The organism is Pseudomonas congelans, assembly GCF_900103225.1.
GTDB classification, from domain to species: domain Bacteria; phylum Pseudomonadota; class Gammaproteobacteria; order Pseudomonadales; family Pseudomonadaceae; genus Aquipseudomonas; species Aquipseudomonas congelans.
Genome location: NZ_FNJH01000002.1, coordinates 236,852 through 253,982 on the forward strand (window position 1 = coordinate 236,852; position 17,131 = coordinate 253,982).

Sequence of the window (17,131 nt, forward strand, 5' to 3'; positions counted from 1 at the left end):
GGACCACACACATGCAAAACACCACTCACTCCGCTCGGGCGAACCAGATCGGTTATATCTCGATTGAATTGCTCTTCGTTCTCATCGTTATCCTGATCGGGATGGGCTACGCCCTTTACAACGGTTGGGGCGCGATGGGCAGTTCGGACGTCAACAACGAACAGGGTAACGTCGGTCAATTGATCGCGAACACTCGCAAGCTCAAAGGCAGTACCGGTTACGGAGCGTCAGGGACCGATCTGATCGCCCAGCTCAGCTCGATACGTGGCCTGCCCAATATGTCGTTCTCCAGCGGCAAGCTCTACAACGCCTGGAGTGGCCAGGTCACTGTGGTTGCCAACGGGATGACATTCACCGTGACCGAGGCCGGTTTGCCCCAAGATGCCTGTGTGACACTGGCCACGAAGATTGGACGCGGGCAGAAGGTCACCACCTCTATCAATGGCGGCACAGCTGTGAACGGCGAGGTGAGTTCAGCTGCTGCCACCAGTGGCTGCTCTACTGATAGCAACACGTTGGCTTGGACGGCCTACTGAGCATGAACCCAATTATCGACACGCCTTTTAGTGACCTCTACTTGGGGCCGGATTTTACGGACGTAAAAGGCCTGGATGGCCAGAGCGGACGTGTCGAGGCTCCGGAAAACTGGAAAGAAAGCGCCCTGCTATTACGGGAGGAATGCGCAAAGCATTTTGAAGTGCATCAGGATCCTGAGTTCTCGTTGATCAAAGAAGGAACGGTGCTTCGCGTCACTCAGATACCCGATGCCTTTGGCCAGGCCGTGTTCGTACTGCGCAGATCAAATGCGCAGGTCCGGCAGTTCGACCAATTGGGTTTTCCTGAAGACCTTGTCGAATCGCTGCTTACGAAGCAGGTGCGCGGCCTGGTGATTTTTTGCGGCGAGATTTGCACCGGTAAGACGTCAAGCGCAGCTTCGCTGATCATCGCCAGGCTAAATGCGTGCGGTGGGATCGCGTTGGCTGCAGAGGATCCAGCTGAGACAGATTTGAACGGTCGTCACGGACCTGGTCGTTGCATCCAGATGCAGGTTTCGAGACGCAATGGCGGGTATGAGGAGGCTTTGATGAGAGGCCTCCGCTCTGGCGCGGACATGATGCTTATCGGTGAGATCAGAGACACCCCCACGGCAGTTCAGGCAGTGCGAGCGGCAATCAATGGCCTGTTCATCATCACCACAGTTCACGCGGGAACAGTACCGCAGGCGATCGAGCGAGTAGCGACTCTTGCGGAGCCGGCCATCAGCAACGTCCGATCAATTCTGTCACAGGGTTTGGTAGCTGTAGCTGCGCTTGCCCTCGAAGGTGAAGGCGAAATGCGACATCTGAAGATCCAGAGCCTTTCACTGACTGGACCTGACGGCCCTGGTATTCGCGAGAAGATCCGTTCGAATCAGATCGCGATGCTTAGCCAGGATGTGGATCAACAATCGAACAGGAGCCTCTGGGGATGAATGTTCTCAAGCATGGCCAGACCAGAAAGAATGGTTTTGTGGTGATCGAGCTGCTCTTCGGCCTGATCATTTTCGCCATTGCGTCGGCCATAGGCGTCTCGCTGATGGCCGACAGGATGGATGCGCAGAACTATCAAATCGCAGCTCAGCAACAGCAGCAGATCGCAGAGGCCGCTTCTAAATACTTGAAGGACAATTTCGCAACGGTCTATGGATCGGCGGGCACAACCACGCCTGCGACGATTACCCCTCAGATGCTACGCAACACCAACTATCTGCCAGCCAGCTTCAGTGACACAAATGCATTCGGTCAAAGCTTCGTGGTGCTTGCTCGAAGGGTCAACGTCAACCAGCTCGAATCCATCGTGATCACTACCGGTGGCCAGGCTATCGATGAGATCGGTACCCGGACGATTGCGGAAAATATGGGTGCGCCGGGTGGCTTCATCCCGTTCAACAACACCGGCGTTATCCAAGGAGTACGAGGCGGCTGGCAACTTGCGCTGAGCAACTATGGGATCAACCCAGGCGTTGGCCACACTGCGAGTGCCTTGTTTCTCCAGGATGGCACGCTCTCCAACGACTACCTGTACCGCAACGCCATCCCAGGAAAGCCTGAACTCAATCGCATGAACACGGCGCTCAGTATGGGAGGAAACAATGTCAACGATGTGGCTGCATTGAACGCCTCTGGAACAGTGACGGTTGGAGGTAATGTCGACACTGCTGGGTCAGTGAACGCCGTTGGCAATGTGAGTGCCTCGGGATCTGTCACAGCCCAGGGGAATGTGAGTGCGTCGGGGAGCGTCACAGCCCAGAGCAACGTCATCGCTGCAGGTGATGTATACGCGCAGTCGGTGAATGCCTCGGCCAACCTCACGGGGGCGGCTGCCCGCATATCAGGCGAGACTGTCACAGGCGGTTGGTTTCGCACTCAGGGCGACACCGGCTGGTACAGCGAAAAATGGGGTGGTGGCTGGTACATGAGTGACTCGGACTGGGTTCGGGTCTACGGCGACAAGAACCTCTACACAGCCGGGAACATCCGGGGTGGGACAGTGACTTCGGAAGGTCGCGCGACCGTCGGTGAATACCTGCAGCTGAATGGCGTTGCAACTGCCGGCACTGCCTGTGCTGCAAACGGTATGGTTGGTCGAACCAGTACGGGTCGATCCCTTTCTTGTGATAACCAGGTCTGGGTGGTGAACGGTTCCAGTGCCCCTACCTGCACGGCAAAAACCATCCCCGGCTACGACGCAAACGACGTCACTACCTACGCTTGCCCAGTCGGCTACACAAAAGTTGGTTGGGACACGGCCGGCTCAGGCCAACGATTCAGCAGCACCCCAGGAATCGTGGTCGGCCAGAACGATTACGCCACCATTTTCTGTTGTCAGTTCTGACCAGGCTCATAACTGTCATCGAGGACGTAGAGTGAACATTTACTGGCTTGCAATGGTGGTGATTACAGCAGTGCTCGGAATGGTTTATGAGAAGTCACACCAGGCAGAACAGAGCTCCCAGACCGTAGAAATCTCCTTGATTGCTCATAACGTCCTCGTCTACAGAAATGCCTTGGCCGAGTATGCCTACGCTCACAAAGCTGCATCAGGAACGGTGGCCGATAACCAGTTGGCACTGCCCACCTGGTACGCGCGTTACCCTGGGGTGGAGGGAGTGATCGATGCTGGACGAAGTTACGCGTTCGTCGGATCCCCTCCTCCCGGTCTTGTTTCAGAGATGATCAATTTGACTGGGGGGTCGCTGGCCATCGGAACGGCGTCGTCTGGCAGCCTTGTCACCCCGTCATCTGGTAACGTGGGGGTCGCACTGCCGGCGACAGTACCCAACGGCGCAGCCGTGGCGTACCAATGAGTCAATTGACGGATCGTCACAGATGCGAACAGAAAGGCAGCAGGGGCGCATGCCCCTGCTGGTGTTGCTTAGACTTGTTGAATTAGTCGAATCAGACGAATAGACCAGTAAACGGTCTGCAGCGCTCTAATCAACTCTTCAGGTATGAATCGCAGCATGGCGATGTCCTCGCAGAGTGAATGGGATCAGGATTAGGCTCCTGACATATCCACACGACAGCGAGTAAACCCCCTAGAGGAGTTGACGCAGAGGGTTACCAGCAATACTCTGAGATTTCCTAGGTCCCGTTGTATGCGTCATGTGTTGCACCGATGTTAAACGCAAGAAAATTGCATTGCCACCTGATAAAGACAGTGATGCACTCTGCCCCCGCCTCGCGCGGGGGTTTTTATGACTACGCGATTTTCGTAGAAATGGTGTTTTGAGGTATCTGGAAGCATCCGGGAGACCTCTACGAGCCTTTCCGTCAAATTTCGAGATTTGGAGTGAGCAGTAATTACCAACCTTAATTCTCCGACGAGTGGTAGTGGTTGAAGGGTGGCCCACAATCCGCGGTTCTCAGTATTTGACTTTAAACGTCGGAGAGTCTTCCGGTCGCTGGCCGCGCCGATCATACAAACGCGTCGTGCTGATGTTTGAGTGCCCCAGCCAGATCTGCACCTTGGCAATGTCCGCGTCATGCTCAAGCGCGTTTGTCGCCGCCGTGGCCCGCAAACCATGGACGCCCAGACCATCAACCTTGATGCCGGCAGACATCGCCCAATGACACACGATCTTATAAATGCCATCGGCGCTCAGCCCGGTACCAGAGGCGCGACCTCGTAGTGACCTAAACAGCGACCCATTCCCTGCTCCTCGCTCAAGATCCTTTTCCATATATGCGTAGATACGTTCGGCGGCCACGGGGTGCAGCGGTAGCCAGCGCAGCTTGCCGCCTTTGCCGTTCACCCGCAGGTGCTTAATGCCCCGTCGCTCCTGCAAGTCGCTGGTTTTCAACTGCGCGCCCTCCTCCCGGCGCAGGCCGTGGTACAGCAGCACGGCCAGCACAGCACGATCTCGTAGTCCCTTGAGGCTGTCAGCCGGCGGCGCATCGAGAAGCGCCTTGGCCTGGTGGTCCGCGAGCGCGGGCGTCTTCCCTTCGTTGCTTTCGATCCGGGGCCGCTTGACGCCGTGGACCGGATTGCCCCCTGCCACTGCATTGTTCTCGAGCAGATGATCAAACAGGCTGGCAAGCGCGGCGAGTTTACGCCGGATCGTTGCTCCGGCCAGACCACGCTGCTCCAACCGAGCGCGCCAGGCCAGGACATGTGCGCGCGTCACGGCCCGAAACTCTTCGGCCCCGGCCAAGCCGACGAAACTGCAGAAGTCTTGTAGGTCGATCTGATACGCCCGGCGGGTACGTGGATTATCGATATTGGCAAACCACTCCACGGCTGAGGGTACAGCCGTCAGTTGCTGGAACTCCGCCGCCGTAAGCCGACGTCCGCCATCCTCAATTGAGATCAATTCTCCCGGCATGGACCGTACTCCGCGTCCCATTTAGCCTTAATAGCAGGCCACTCATCCGATGCCATGAGCTCACGCTGCAAGCGCTCATGGATCGGCTCAGGCACTAGGTGCTGCCAGCGATCCATTTCGGCGATCATTTCCATGCTACGAATCTCATCTCCGATTACGGCTCCCACCGCCGCAAAACGTATCCGCGCCTTGTGCCAGAATCCATCTGATGTGCCAAATTGATACAGGGGCACTATGGGCAGGTGGTGCTTTTGCCAGAGTTGCCAGAGCGCGCTTAAGGCGAACCCGCGTCGTCGATAATCTGCGTCGATTTCGATCTTGTCGATGTAGAGCCGGTCCTGCAGCGGGTTGATGCAGTAATCAATGTGGCCCACTCGCTTGCCCTCGACCTCCAGCCTGGCCAAATAGTCCATCCCAGGGAAAACGAAGTTGCCTCGTGGCGCTGCTTGCTCCTGAACCAACAAACTCAACTTGTGCGCCACCTGAATCATCATTTCAGCTTCGCGTCTATGAAAATAATGCCGAACTGGCTCAATGATAGACATACGGTCAGCCCTCCTGAATTAGCGTGATAACGTATTTCTTACATTGGTAAGTAACGGCCATAACCGACAATGGTACGCATGCGCCGCCGGGGGACGTGGTGTCAACGAGCTGACGAACAGCCATAATCCTTCACGATTTCTAGCCGATAGCTTCAAGACCAGGCCTCTGGCCATCTTGCAGTGGGAAGTCCTATGCGGCTCAGAAATATAAACCTCGCTCCACGCGCCACCTTGTTTTTTTCGGCCATCATTTTGCTGGTCGTGGTCTTGGGCGTCATCGCCATACTGCAGATGGGCAAGCTTCGCGATACGGAAAAGGATGTCGAACTGAATTGGCTACCCAGTATTCGGCAAACCGCGATGATGAACTCCACCGTCCTTCGCGTCCGGTTGGAGACCCAGCGGGCCGTTGCCGATCCTCAAACCGTTCAGCAGACCATCGTCAAATTTCCTGCCTACCGGAAAGCCATGAAGGATGCGGTCTATAACTATGAGACCCTCATTGCGAGTGACCAGGAGCGACAGTTGTTCTTGGCCGTGAAAAAGTCCTACGACGATTACGCAAGCCAACTGGATCTGCTGGAACCTTTGTTGAAGGCAGGCGACACCGCTTCGATTGTCAAACTCGTCGCTACCGGTATACGTCCCCTCACGAACCAAATGGAAACTCAGGTCGAGGAATTAACACAATTCAATAACAAAGGCGCTGCGCTTGCCGGTGTTCAAGCGACGCAAGTTTATGATTCAGGTCTTTACATCGTCATCGGCCTGATTATCTTCGTCGCGCTCCTGACTCTTTGTTTGGCAACTCTTCTAACCAAAACGATTACGTCGCCCATCGGGAGCGCCCTTAGCGTCGCCGAACGCATTGCCTCAAGCGATCTGACGAAGGAGGTTGAGGTAAGCGGTACCGACGAGGCAGGCAGGCTTTTGAGCGCGTTGGCCACGATGCAGCAGAACCTTCGAAGCACGATCATGCAGATCGCTGACTCCTCATCCCAACTGGCTGCCGCCTCGGAAGAAATGACCGCGGTGACTGAGCAATCCAGCCTTGGCCTGGTGTCGCAGAATGATGAAGTAAATCAGGCTGCAACTGCTGTCACCGAGATGAGCGCTGCAGTGGACGAGGTAGCACGCAATGCCGAATCAGCTTCCGAAGAGTCCAGGAAAGGTCAGGGCTATACGGAGGTTGGTTTGGAGCGTGTATCGCAGACGCTTAAGTCCATCGAAAAGCTGTCGAGCAACGTGCGCGACACCAGCGAGCAGATCACTGGCTTGTCCAATCGTGCACAGAACATTTCCAAAGTGGTTGAGGTGATCAGAGCCATTGCTGAGCAGACCAATCTGCTTGCGCTCAATGCCGCGATCGAGGCCGCTAGGGCGGGTGAACAAGGCCGAGGCTTCGCAGTCGTTGCTGACGAAGTTCGAGCCCTCGCTCACCGCACGCAAGTGTCTACGCAAGAAATTGAGCAGATGATTCAGGCCATTCAGAACGATTCTGACCAGGCCGTGAAGGCGATGGCCACCAGCAGAGAACTGGCTGCAGAATCCCTAAGCGTCGCAGGCGATGCCAGCAGTTCGCTTGACCAGATCGCGACAGCTATTACGGGCATCAACGAGCGTAACATTCTCATCGCCACCGCTTCGGAAGAACAGGCGCACGTCGCCCGGGAAGTCGATCGCAATCTGGTTAGCATTCGCGAGCTGGCCTCCCAAAGTTCTGCAGGTGCAAGCCAGACTGCAAGCGCTTGCAACGAGATGTCGAAGCTTGCGGTTAGTCTGAATCAGCTGGTCAATCGTTTCAAGGTTTAAGGTATTCACGTACGTCAGCGGACTCGTCCGATGTCCTTGGATATCGGACCTAGACTGTAGACTGTGCCTTGGCGATATACCGTCCTCCCTGAGCGTGAGCCTGCAGGGATTGCACAGTCTATTGGCTATTGGGTTGATCGGCTGTTTGTGTTTTGTGGGGTGGGTGACGTTGCGGGCCCGTGAAGATGTCCCGTAGGATCGTTGATCTGAATTGTCTTCCCATGCTGCCATCCATCCGCACCTGGATCTGCTTTGGGGATCTGAATATCGGCTCGTTGAGCTTTGATTGCCGACTTGACGATTCCCAAGCGTTGGTTGCGTTGTTGCTGCATTGCGGGATCAGCCTGGCCGTCAGCTGTGAACCCCATCATCAGTTGTGGAACACCTAGGGGAAGTGTTTTGTCTTGATCGGTGTGCCAGGTGTGCCACGTCTTGCCATGGGTATGAGCCAGTCGCTCCACCCGGTCAGCAATCTGAGTGACTCCACAGCAATTGAGCTTCATGGCCTGAAGATTGGTTGATAACAGATCGGGGATTCGCCACTTGCCTTTAGGCCTCAGTGTGGACTAAACACTATGCCGCCATTGCCGGAGCTGGTGAGGTGATTCAAAGAGACGGAACTTAGGAACTTGGGGATTTTCCGAATAAGGGAACTTCGTCACATTCCGGGAAAGGAATTGCCCATGCCACACTCCGCTCATTATCGAATCGAGTACGTGCACAATGGTGCCGACAAGAGCTTTTACGTCAGCGCGGAAATCATGAGCAATGCTGAGGCCTGGCACTGGGCTGCAGTGGATTCGGGGGTAGCGCAGATCCCGAAATATCGCCGAGACAGGGTCCAGATCGTTAGCAAGCCACTCGCCAAGCGGCACGGTATTGTCCAGGTGCAGTGGTCGCACGCTTAGTAGTCAGCTCAGTCTCGCATGGTGTATCAATGCACCATTAGAGCAAGCTGGCGGGCTTTGACGGCTGCACTGAACAAGAACGAATAGTCATCTGACCCCGTTGGGCCCCTCCAGCACTTGCCTCACCTTCTTAGCCAGATCGATGGGCACGTAAGATTTGGATAACATCAAAATCCCCCCGCATCCGTAGGCTCTAGCGAGTTTTCGGAATAACCAGTTTTCAGCGACACCTTTGGAGTGGGGTAAAAGCGCTTGGCTTCCCGGGCCAGCGTCACGCCTTTCATTCCACCAGGAATTGATCAGGTCGTAAGCGTCTGCCGAACACATCTTGTACCAGCCCGTTTGGTGTAGACGGACGCTCGAAACACCCTGTCGAGGCTATCGCGCTATTCGGTTTCGATGGCAGCTTGCTCCCCCTATGCTCTTGACTCGTCTAGGAGCAGCAACCAGAGCGAACCCCAGCAGCAGGTTCAAAAAGTGACTCAACAATCGTGCAGTCTGGAGTGTTCGAACCTAAGCATGTTGACTCACACATACCTGCCATTGAGAGCAGCTCTACCCGGATTTGCTGAAGCTTTGCTACCTTCGACTCTACTTCCGCTAGGTGCTTCTTGACCACCGAAAGCGCGTCAGCGCACGGACGATCAGCATCTGCTGCGAGCGCGATGAGTTCTCGGATATCTTCGAGCGGGAAACCCAATTCACGATTCTGCCGGATGAAGACGAGTCTTGATCGATGCTTTTCAGTATAGATTCGATGACGCCCAGTCGACCGCAGGGCGGGAGGTAAAAGGCCTATTTTCTCGTAGTAGCGAATCGTTTCAATGTGGCAACCCGTTGATTTCGACAGCGCCCCGATTCCTGACATGCAAACTCCCCAAGCATTTTCTTGAACCTGTAGCAGCTACAGATATTAACCTGTCTTCAGAAAATAATTTCACGCGCTTGAAGGGCATTTTGTGGACAGAGAACAGCTAGAGACTAACCAGATTCCCATTTACTTCGTCGCGGTCATTGTCGCGGCCCTCGGAGGCCTGCTCGCCCCCAATGCGTCTGAAGCATTAGGGTCGACGGTGACACCCACCATCGCAGTGCTGATGTACGCCATGTTTCTACAGATCCCGTTCTTGGATCTCCGTAATGGCCTCGCAAATAAGCGTTTCATGGCGGCGCTGCTCACAGCCAACTTCGTGGCCATCCCCTTGCTGGTTTGGGCATTGACGATGGGGATAACCAATCACCCGGCGATTTTGGTGGGTGCCCTGTTGGTCTTGCTGACGCCTTGTATCGACTATGTGGTGGTTTTTACCCATATCGGTAAAGGCGACTCCAAACTCACTCTGGCGGCCACCCCATTGCTTCTTTTGATGCAGCTTGTACTGCTGCCGGTGTACCTGACCTTCATGCTGGGTAACGACTCAACAGTGGTCATTTCTATAGGCCCATTTGTTGAGGCCTTTGTGATGCTGATCGCTTTGCCTTTGGTCTTAGCGGTAGCAACAGCTGCCGGGGCAAAGAGATCACGCATCGTTGAAAGCTGGAACAACGCATGGGCCTGGATGCCTGTACCGGCTATGGCGGCTGTATTGGTCGTGATGGGTAGGCTGCCCTGGGCGCTAGGCTCAGTTTCACTACACGTCGTGGGCTCGCTGGTAATGACGGCTGCCGGGCTTCTGTCCTATCAAATAATCAACACGCGCTGAGGAGAGGAACATGAAAGCTTTTCTGGTGACCTTCTTTACTCAACAGAATCGTCGCTATCAGGGAAAGATGCTCGGCGACTGGGTCGTTGATTTGGCGAAAGAAATGGGACTGCGGGGTGCGACTCTGTCCACAGGTATCGAAGGCTTTGGGCATACCGGCCGGCTGCATTCCTCGCATTTTTTTGAACTAGCGGATCAGCCTACCGAAATTCGTATGGCCATTACCGAGGACGAATCTGAACAGTTATTCAAGCGATTGGAGCTTGAAGATATCTCGTTGTTTTACATAAAAACCCCAGTTGAGCTGGGCTTCGTCGGAACAGAGGTCACCTAGTTTGGCCCTCTTTCGTAAGCGGTGACTCGAAGACGCCTTCGCTTGCCTCGTACTCCGAAACACGATTTTACATTTTGGACAGACCTAGCTAAGATCGGCGCATTGGAGATGGCATTCCTCCATTAACAAACCGCTGCGCCCGTAGCAGCTGATGATGCCTACAGAAACCTGATCAAACCAGGTCTGTAGGCGTTCGCGCTTAGAATCCCTTCTTTGGTCAGGCCCACTTATTTTTTGTGGCTGGCCAAATGTCTAAATTTCGACGACCTGAACAACTCGACTTACTGCCCTATATAGCGAAATGGCTTGCGCTTGCTGGTCTTGTAGCTCTTTTGGCAGGCTCTGCTTCTGCGTTATTCCTGCTTTCTTTGGATCATGCCACCCAGTGGCGAGAAACCCATCCCTGGGTAATCTGGCTCCTGCCAGTGGCCGGCTTTGCTGTGGGACTTGCATATCACTTGATAGGCAAACCCGTTGATGCCGGAAACAACCTGATCATCGATGAGATCCATGATCCTAAGAAGATCGTGCCTTTGCGCATGGTGCCGATGGTGCTGATCGGAACCGTGGTTTCCCACCTTTTTGGTGCATCTGTGGGACGTGAGGGGACGGCGGTGCAAATGGGCGGTGCCCTTGCCGATCAACTGACGCATGTCTTCCGTCTGCGCCGCGAAGACCGTCGGGTGATTCTCATGGCCGGTATCAGTGCTGGCTTTGCGTCCGTCTTCGGCACCCCTCTTGCCGGGGCTTTATTCGGACTTGAAGTATTGGCCATTGGACGTATGCGTTACGACGCGCTTTTCCCTTGCGTGGTTGCGGCAATCGTTGCTGACCAGGTGGGGCAAGCCTGGGGCGTGGTTCACACGCATTACGTCATTGGCGAAGTGGTTCCGGTGCAGCTGTGGAGCGTCATGGCTGTGGTGGCAGCTGGGATTGTCTTTGGCCTTACCGGCCTGCTATTCGCGACTGCGACCCACAAGCTCGGAGCCTTCGTTAAGCGGCTTATCACCTATTCACCATTAAGACCCTTCGCCGGCGGCCTGCTGATCGCAGTCGCAGTGTGGGCGCTCGGTAGTAACCATTACATCGACGTTGATAAGTACATCGGGCTAGGCATTCCGAGCATCGTCCAATCCTTTCAAATGCCAATGGCCCCTTGGGACTGGCTTGGAAAGATGGTGTTCACCGTTGTCTCCCTGGGGACTGGATTCAAGGGCGGCGAAGTCACACCGCTGTTTTACATCGGTGCCACCTTGGGGAATGCGCTGGCTCCCCTCTTGCACCTTCCCTTCGGCATGCTGGCTGGTATCGGCTTTGTCGCCGTCTTTGCCGGTGCAGCTAATACGCCACTGGCAACCATCGTTATGGCCATGGAGCTCTTCGGGCCCGAAATTGCTCCGCTTGCAGCCATTGCCTGTATCGCAAGTTACCTCGTATCCGGACACACCGGGATCTATCACGCCCAGCGCGTCGGCCACAGCAAGCATCACCGTCCTCTTCCGGAGGAAATCCGGCTCTCTGATATCAAGCAATTTCATGCTCAAAGTGAATCCGCCAGCGAGCGGAAAGTGACTCTTGCGGGGGAAGAGAAATGATTGAACATCACCAAGATCGCCTGACAGCTTTGCAACTCTATTTTCCTGGCGCTAGCCGGGCTCGCGTGACCAGCTTCTGGCACCACCTAAGCGCACCTGCACTAGCCCAGCACCTCCTTAAAGTTGCTCAAAAAGCAAGAATTGAGCAGGTCATGCTCAAGACGATTTCTGCAGGTTATTTGCCAGGCCATCGCATCTCCCATCATCACCCGGAGCTTGGCGATATGCGTCATCCCCAGTGTCTGGAATTGCTAGATACAGAGGACAAGCTGCGCGCATACCTGCGCGACCACGCTGACGAGTTACGCAAGGTGCGAGCAGTTCTTCTCTTATGTGAGTTACCGCTCACTGACGCGTCGTAATTCAGTTTGAAAACAGCTCGGAAATGAAGAGGTAAGGCCGACCGAAGCGTCGGTCACTCGCGACATTAGAGGATGTAGCTATGAACGGCTTTCAACTGACGTTTTTCACCGAACAGAGTACCAACTACCAGCACCTTCCACTGGGAGAGTGGTTGGTCGAGTTCGCCAAGCGAGAGGGCGCGTTGGGTGCGACGTTGGTGAGCGGTACAGAGGGGCTAGATCATTTGGGGCATTTGCATACGGCGCATTTCCTCGGCGGTGCCGACCATCCCGTCACGGTGACTATATCCACTGATGAAATTGGGTGCGACAGGTTGCTGGAGGCATTGGCCAAGGAGTCGTTTTCACTGAGCTATATCAAATTGCCCATCGAATACGGTCGAGTGGGCCAGGCGAAAAACTAAAAAACGCACCTTGTTGGACAACCGATAAAAAGGATAAACGCCATGTACCGAGTTTATAACCTACGTCCACAGCCAGCCCCCGCTAACTGGGCTCATGACAACAGGCAGCTCCTCGTAGGACTGGTTTTTTGGTCGCTTTTTCTGGCGGGCATCGCAGACAATCAAAAGATTTCGAGCGAGGGGTGGTACGTCGTCACCCCGCTCGAAGGCGCATTAGTCACGATGCGTATGCCCAGTGAAAAGTCCTGCAAGGCCGACGTAGCCCAGACCTGCGTACCGGGCTACGAGCTGAGAGCACAGCAACATTGAGCGCGATGGCGGTTGGCAATCCAAAGATGAGATCGCGAAATGGAGCTCACCGACGTCGGCTCATCAAAATCATTTTAGAGAATTGGGAGACCACATGAGCGCAGTGACGCTGAGCATCGTATTCGGGCTTGTGATGGGCAGGTTTTTCACAGGATCCGTCTATGAGTTCGCCGCGCTTTTCATCGTAAGCGTTGGAGTGTCCTTGCTGACCTTTCATCTGCTAAATCAAAGGCGCGTCAGGCTACAAGCCCAGACGGCGTATTGCTGCTCTGTAATGGTTGCTTCAAACCAAATGATGGAGCTTTTCCAGATGGCAAAAAGAGGGCAGTTCATGCCCTTGGTGGGAGAGATTCCTGAACTAATTATTGGAGGCTTCTTGGTTCCCGCAATTGCGGTGTCGGCAGTGCAGCTGTTCAGGATACTCATGGAGAGCTGACGTCCGACATAGAGGCCTCTCAACGGATTCAAATGGTTAATGACGCTCCCGAATCGTTACTTGGAGAAGATCAATGAAAACGCAAATCCAGGCCATTCATGCACGTGAAATTCTCGATTCACGCGGTAACCCTACCGTTGAAGTCGACGTCACCTTGGAGTGCGGCGCCATGGGCCGGGCTTCAGTACCGTCCGGTGCCTCTACAGGCGCTCACGAAGCAGTTGAGTTGCGTGACAAAGATACACAGCGGTACTCCGGCAAGGGAGTGTTAAAGGCCGTTAGCAATGTGAATACCGAAATACTTGAGTCTCTGAGGGGCATGAATGCGATTGACCAGGAACAAATTGATCATTTGATGATTAAGCTGGATGGAACCTCTGATAAATCCAGGCTTGGAGGAAACGCGATCTTGGGCGTGAGCCTCGCCGTTGCCAGAGCGGCGGCTTCTGCGCTGAACTTGCCCTTGTTCCAATATCTGGGCGGCGAGCAAGCAGCAAGAATGCCCGTCCCGATGTTCAATATTCTCAATGGCGGTGTTCACGCCAACTGGCAAGGCCCTGACTTTCAGGAATTCATGATTGCACCTACAGGGGCTGGCAGTTTCAAGGAAGCCTTGCGATGGGGCTCCGAGGTGTACCACGAGCTGAAAGCGGTGCTTAAGGACGCCGGCTATTCAACAGCGGTCGGAGATGAGGGCGGCTTTGCGCCGGCACTCAAGAAAAACTCAGACGCCATTGAGCTGATCATCAAGGCAATCGAGAGGGCTGGTTACACCCCTGGATCTCAGATCGAGATCGCTATCGATCCAGCATCCAGCGGCTTCTATGAAAACGGCCTTTACCATCTGCGCTCTGAGGGTCGTAAGGTCGATGCTCAAGAGCTGATTAATCTCTATTCCTCCTGGGTCGACAAGTATCCGATTGCGGTACTGGAAGATGGACTCGCGGAAGACGATTGGTCAGGCTGGAAGCTATTGAATGCAGCTCTGGGTGACCGGATCGAGTTGGTTGGAGATGACCTATTTGTCACCAATGTCGAACGGATTCAGCGAGGCATCACAGAAAACGTCGCCAATGCCGTATTGATCAAACCTAATCAAATCGGAACGCTGACTGAGACCAAAGCCGCCATCGAAATGGCCTATGGGGCAAATTGGGGGGCGATGGTTTCTCATCGTAGCGGGGAGACGGTGGACAGCTCCATCGCTGATCTGACTGTCGCGATGGGGACTGGCCATCTCAAGACAGGAGCTCCATGCCGGGGGGAGCGGGTCGAGAAATACAATCAGTTTCTGCGAATAGAAGAGGATCTTGGCAGCCGTGCGTTTTATGCAGGACATGATGCATTCGTGCGCTGACGGCCTATCGCCGGTAAACCTGTTGGACTGGTTACCGTAAAAAAACGAACCACGTATAGCTGTTGGCAAAAACGTCAGTGGCATTGGCCTTTCCTAGACGCTTGGAGATATGAGCATGAGCTACACGGATATTCCAGCTGGTAACGCGATCCCCGATGACTTCTTCACCGTTATCGAGATTCCTGCAAACCACTCGCCGATCAAGTACGAGGTGGACAAGCCAAGTGGACAGATCTTCGTTGATCGCTTCCTCAGCACGCCGATGTTCTACCCGGCTAACTACGGGTTCATTCCAAATACCTTGAGCGATGACGGCGATCCTTTGGACGTCCTCGTGATTTGCCCTTACCCGGTATCACCTGGCGTTGTCATCCGCAGTCGCCCAGTAGGTGTGATGTACATGACGGACGAAGCTGGTGCGGATGCCAAGGTAATCGCAGTGCCTCATGAAAAACTCAGCTCTATGTACAGCAATGTAAAGGAATGCTCTGACCTCCCTGCGTTACTCCTCGCACAGATTCAGCACTTCTTCGAAAACTACAAAGCGTTAGAGCCGGGTAAGTGGGTGAAAATGGGCCGCTGGGGGAGCGCAGACGAAGCGCGGGAAGATATTCGTAAATCGGTAGCGGCCTATAACCTGAAGAAGGAGGCTTCCAAGTAGTGTTACTCAATCAGAAAAGCGCAGAGCAGGAAATTTCTCTTAAGGTAAGAGAAGACTTTTTGCTGCTGCCGAAAACTGCTGAATTGACGCGCTGGGTAATGGCCCAGTCCACGGGCGAAAGAACATTACCGTATTTCGATCCACTGGATGGCGGCGTCTTCGCAAGGGTATTGATCTTGTTGGAATCGCCCGCTCGAACGGTCAGTCTTCCACGGTATGTCTCAAGAGACAATCCGGGGCCTGCACAACGCAACCTGAAAGGTTTCATTGAGCAGGTTGGACTGGCACGTCACAAAACCGTCCTTTGGAATTTGTACCCTTGGTTACCAGATCTCGATAAGCCCAAGGGTCCGCTCCGCAGAGCGCAAATTGAGGAAGGTATCGAGATGCTGATCACGCTACTGACGCTTTTCCCTGATCTCGTCACTATCGTGTTTGCCGGACGTGTTGCCCAGAAAGCCATACCGCGTGTTCGGCTCGCCTTCCCTAATTTTTCATTGCTGGAAATGCCACACCCAAGCCCCCTTTCCGTTTGCACTCACCCGAATGTTAGGCAGCGCATTTTGTCCACACTGCGTCACGCCAAACAGTCGATCAAGTAGCCAAAGGCTCAGGTTTTGCTCGCCTTGCTCAGCGAGTGGATACACGGCGAGACGAACAAGTTGCCGCGATAGGCACCAGCCAGGGTTTTAGCCGCGACGATCATCCACATGACAGTCAGCATCAACACCAGCACCACGCCAAAGAAGCTAAAGAACGTGAGGTGCAGCATAGAGCCCAATTTGAGGGTTGTTACGGCGTACACTCCCAGCGGAAAGGTGAAGCCCCACCAGCCGAGGTTGAAGGGAATGCCCTCCCTGAAGTAGCGCCCGGTAATTAGCAGCGCCAATACCATCCACCACAATCCCAGCCCCCAGAACAGCACACCACCGATCAAGCCAATGCCCTCGGCTACGCCGCCGATGCTTGCCATTCCATGGGCAGCAAAGATTGCTGGAGCATCGTTGCCCAGCAGCAACATCCCCAAAGCCCCGGTACCGATCGGCCCTAAAGACAGCCAGCTCGATGCTGCCATGCTTTCATGAGGTAGTTTGTGCAGAGCCATGCGCAGTAACAGGATCACCAGTATGCTCAAGGCGACGGGCACCGAGTAGGCCCACAGCACGTAGCTGGTGATGAGCATGGTGAACTGTGCGCTCGCATCAGCGAGGTGCGGAGCCAATAGACCGCCACTGGCGGCAGCCACCTCAGCCGCAACTACTGGCAGCAGCCATACCGCTGTCATCTGATCAATGCTGTGCTGCTGGCGAGTAAACATCATATACGGGATCAGCACCCCGCAGGCCAATGCCATGGTGACATCGATCCACCACAACACTTCGGCTAAAGCGACTACCCCACCCCCCCAGCGTGGCAAACCATAAAGGAGAAAACCGTTGATGATGGTCGCCAATCCCATGGGGATAGTTCCAAAAAACATCGATACAGTGGAGTGGCCGAAGATCTGTTTGGCCTCATCGAAGAACAATACCCAACGGCTCGCGTACATCAGCGTAAACAGGCAAAACAGCACGATATTAAAAAACCACAAGGCTTCCCCTAACGCTTTGGGCCACTGCGCAACAAAGGGCAGTTGGCCCAGAGCCAGCGCCAGAATCCCGGTGCCCATCGTGGCGGCGAACCAGTTGGGTGTGAACTGCCGGATCGCTTCTCGTGGATTGGACAAAGCCGCCAGTGGATGGCTGCCGCCCATTATAGCTGCGAGTCGTGTCTCACTCATTTTCGCGCTCCCGCTTCAGTGTGCCTTCGATATGACATGGTTGAAGTATAGCTTGATGGGA

Annotated in this window: 19 protein-coding genes, 3 pseudogenes and 1 riboswitch; of the genes and pseudogenes, 16 read left to right on the top strand and 6 right to left on the bottom strand. The window is 54.6% G+C overall.

Annotated elements, in window-relative coordinates; genetic code table 11:
• Nucleotides 1-11: 11 nt before the first annotated feature.
• Genes BLR20_RS07995 through pilM form a run of 4 tightly spaced genes read left to right on the top strand, consistent with a single transcriptional unit; the run spans nucleotide 12 to nucleotide 3,346 of the window.
• On the top strand, nucleotides 12-536 hold the full coding sequence (locus BLR20_RS07995; protein WP_003317566.1) for a type 4 pilus major pilin: 525 nt from the start codon (nucleotides 12-14) through the stop codon (nucleotides 534-536).
• Nucleotides 537-538: 2 nt separating this feature from the next.
• The gene (locus tag BLR20_RS08000; protein ID WP_003425013.1) at nucleotides 539-1,471 is read left to right on the top strand and encodes an ATPase, T2SS/T4P/T4SS family; all 933 of its coding nucleotides are present in this window, start codon (nucleotides 539-541) and stop codon (nucleotides 1,469-1,471) included.
• Complete coding sequence (gene pilV / locus BLR20_RS08005; protein ID WP_003425014.1) at nucleotides 1,468-2,874, top strand: shufflon system plasmid conjugative transfer pilus tip adhesin PilV; 1,407 nt, start codon at nucleotides 1,468-1,470, stop codon at nucleotides 2,872-2,874. The genes BLR20_RS08000 and pilV overlap by 4 nt, the downstream gene beginning before the upstream one ends.
• A gap of 31 nt (nucleotides 2,875-2,905) precedes the next feature.
• On the top strand, nucleotides 2,906-3,346 hold the full coding sequence (pilM, locus tag BLR20_RS08010; protein WP_003425016.1) for a type IV pilus biogenesis protein PilM: 441 nt from the start codon (nucleotides 2,906-2,908) through the stop codon (nucleotides 3,344-3,346).
• A 558-nt stretch (nucleotides 3,347-3,904) separates the two neighbouring features.
• Here the strand turns inward: pilM and BLR20_RS08015 are convergent.
• Complete coding sequence (locus tag BLR20_RS08015; RefSeq protein ID WP_003425017.1) at nucleotides 3,905-4,864, bottom strand: tyrosine-type recombinase/integrase; 960 nt, start codon at nucleotides 4,862-4,864, stop codon at nucleotides 3,905-3,907.
• A complete protein-coding gene (locus tag BLR20_RS08020) occupies nucleotides 4,849-5,409 on the bottom strand; it encodes a GNAT family N-acetyltransferase (protein ID WP_003425019.1) in 561 nt (186 codons plus the stop codon). Before BLR20_RS08020 ends, BLR20_RS08015 begins: the two co-directional genes overlap by 16 nt.
• A gap of 192 nt (nucleotides 5,410-5,601) precedes the next feature.
• Here BLR20_RS08020 and BLR20_RS28600 point away from each other — a divergent pair, with 192 nt between their 5' ends.
• Entirely contained in the window at nucleotides 5,602-7,221 is a 1,620-nt protein-coding gene (locus BLR20_RS28600; RefSeq protein ID WP_003425021.1) for a methyl-accepting chemotaxis protein, read from the top strand.
• A gap of 125 nt (nucleotides 7,222-7,346) precedes the next feature.
• Here the strand turns inward: BLR20_RS28600 and BLR20_RS08030 are convergent.
• Nucleotides 7,347-7,682, bottom strand: a pseudogene (locus BLR20_RS08030) (DUF1264 domain-containing protein); the annotation flags it as partial.
• Between the two features lie 222 nt (nucleotides 7,683-7,904).
• On the opposite strand from BLR20_RS08030, the gene BLR20_RS08035 reads away from it, so the two are divergent.
• Nucleotides 7,905-8,129 (top strand): DUF6555 family protein, encoded by a 225-nt coding sequence (locus tag BLR20_RS08035; RefSeq protein ID WP_003425025.1) that lies wholly within the window; start codon nucleotides 7,905-7,907, stop codon nucleotides 8,127-8,129.
• A gap of 87 nt (nucleotides 8,130-8,216) precedes the next feature.
• On the opposite strand, the pseudogene BLR20_RS28070 reads toward BLR20_RS08035, so the two are convergent.
• Nucleotides 8,217-8,425 (bottom strand): annotated as a pseudogene (locus tag BLR20_RS28070) (hybrid sensor histidine kinase/response regulator); the annotation flags it as partial.
• Nucleotides 8,426-8,562: 137 nt separating this feature from the next.
• Nucleotides 8,563-8,997 carry a MerR family transcriptional regulator gene (locus BLR20_RS08040; RefSeq protein ID WP_003425026.1) on the bottom strand — a complete coding sequence of 145 codons (435 nt, stop codon included), beginning with the start codon at nucleotides 8,995-8,997 and terminating at the stop codon, nucleotides 8,563-8,565.
• A gap of 91 nt (nucleotides 8,998-9,088) precedes the next feature.
• Between BLR20_RS08040 and BLR20_RS08045 the strand changes: the two are divergent.
• The 10 genes and pseudogenes from BLR20_RS08045 to BLR20_RS08090 all read left to right on the top strand — a co-directional run.
• Nucleotides 9,089-9,727: pseudogene (locus BLR20_RS08045) on the top strand (arsenic resistance protein); the annotation flags it as partial.
• Nucleotides 9,728-9,842: 115 nt separating this feature from the next.
• The gene (locus tag BLR20_RS08050) at nucleotides 9,843-10,166 is read left to right on the top strand and encodes a DUF190 domain-containing protein (RefSeq protein ID WP_003425054.1); all 324 of its coding nucleotides are present in this window, start codon (nucleotides 9,843-9,845) and stop codon (nucleotides 10,164-10,166) included.
• 95 nt (nucleotides 10,167-10,261) lie between these two features.
• A riboswitch (Fluoride riboswitch) is annotated at nucleotides 10,262-10,334 on the top strand.
• 80 nt (nucleotides 10,335-10,414) lie between these two features.
• Nucleotides 10,415-11,761 carry a voltage-gated chloride channel family protein gene (locus BLR20_RS08055; RefSeq protein WP_011267047.1) on the top strand — a complete coding sequence of 449 codons (1,347 nt, stop codon included), beginning with the start codon at nucleotides 10,415-10,417 and terminating at the stop codon, nucleotides 11,759-11,761.
• Nucleotides 11,758-12,123, top strand: coding sequence for a hypothetical protein (locus BLR20_RS08060; RefSeq protein ID WP_003317538.1), 366 nt, complete (start codon nucleotides 11,758-11,760; stop codon nucleotides 12,121-12,123). The genes BLR20_RS08055 and BLR20_RS08060 overlap by 4 nt, the downstream gene beginning before the upstream one ends.
• A gap of 80 nt (nucleotides 12,124-12,203) precedes the next feature.
• The gene (locus tag BLR20_RS08065) at nucleotides 12,204-12,527 is read left to right on the top strand and encodes a DUF190 domain-containing protein (RefSeq protein WP_003425060.1); all 324 of its coding nucleotides are present in this window, start codon (nucleotides 12,204-12,206) and stop codon (nucleotides 12,525-12,527) included.
• A gap of 42 nt (nucleotides 12,528-12,569) precedes the next feature.
• Nucleotides 12,570-12,836 carry a hypothetical protein gene (locus tag BLR20_RS08070; RefSeq protein ID WP_003317536.1) on the top strand — a complete coding sequence of 89 codons (267 nt, stop codon included), beginning with the start codon at nucleotides 12,570-12,572 and terminating at the stop codon, nucleotides 12,834-12,836.
• A 94-nt stretch (nucleotides 12,837-12,930) separates the two neighbouring features.
• Nucleotides 12,931-13,272: a hypothetical protein gene (locus BLR20_RS27740; RefSeq protein WP_003317535.1), complete on the top strand. Its 342-nt coding sequence runs from the start codon at nucleotides 12,931-12,933 to the stop codon at nucleotides 13,270-13,272.
• 73 nt (nucleotides 13,273-13,345) lie between these two features.
• Nucleotides 13,346-14,629 carry a phosphopyruvate hydratase gene (gene eno, locus BLR20_RS08080; RefSeq protein WP_003317534.1) on the top strand — a complete coding sequence of 428 codons (1,284 nt, stop codon included), beginning with the start codon at nucleotides 13,346-13,348 and terminating at the stop codon, nucleotides 14,627-14,629.
• A gap of 115 nt (nucleotides 14,630-14,744) precedes the next feature.
• Nucleotides 14,745-15,290 carry an inorganic diphosphatase gene (gene ppa / locus BLR20_RS08085; RefSeq protein ID WP_003317533.1) on the top strand — a complete coding sequence of 182 codons (546 nt, stop codon included), beginning with the start codon at nucleotides 14,745-14,747 and terminating at the stop codon, nucleotides 15,288-15,290.
• Nucleotides 15,290-15,892 (top strand): uracil-DNA glycosylase, encoded by a 603-nt coding sequence (locus tag BLR20_RS08090; RefSeq protein WP_003317532.1) that lies wholly within the window; start codon nucleotides 15,290-15,292, stop codon nucleotides 15,890-15,892. The genes ppa and BLR20_RS08090 overlap by 1 nt, the downstream gene beginning before the upstream one ends.
• Nucleotides 15,893-15,900: 8 nt before the next feature.
• Here BLR20_RS08090 and BLR20_RS08095 read toward each other — a convergent pair whose 3' ends face one another.
• Complete coding sequence (locus BLR20_RS08095; RefSeq protein ID WP_010428856.1) at nucleotides 15,901-17,070, bottom strand: TDT family transporter; 1,170 nt, start codon at nucleotides 17,068-17,070, stop codon at nucleotides 15,901-15,903.
• Nucleotides 17,071-17,131 lie beyond the last annotated feature (61 nt).